We start from the raw sequence: 279 nt of genomic DNA on the forward strand, positions 1-279 counted from the left end.
GGGCCCTTGCCCGGCATAGCGCGACAGGCTGCCGGCATAGCAGGTCTTGGCTCGCCAGGCGGCTGGGGTATCAGGCTCTTTCAGGCAGTCCGGATAGGGTGCCAGCAGGCGACTGGCACTGGCGTAGGCCAGTTCGTGGGCGGCATCGAAGCGACTGCCACGCTGGCGCAGATAGATCGTCGGCACGCCGCACAACCGGGCCAGCAGCGCCACCTCCACCGAGACGTCGACCACCAGCAGGCAGGGCCAGGCGCGGCGGAACCAGTGCACCAGTACGCC

The 279-nt window shown here is 69.2% G+C and carries 1 pseudogene; it reads right to left on the reverse strand.

Annotated features, from left to right (window positions below):
- Nucleotides 1-279 (reverse strand): annotated as a pseudogene (locus HWD97_RS24335) (glycosyltransferase); the annotation flags it as partial.

The organism is Ochrobactrum sp. C6C9 (assembly GCF_022627935.1).
In the GTDB taxonomy this organism is placed as follows: Bacteria; Pseudomonadota; Alphaproteobacteria; order Rhizobiales; family Rhizobiaceae; genus Brucella; species Brucella teleogrylli.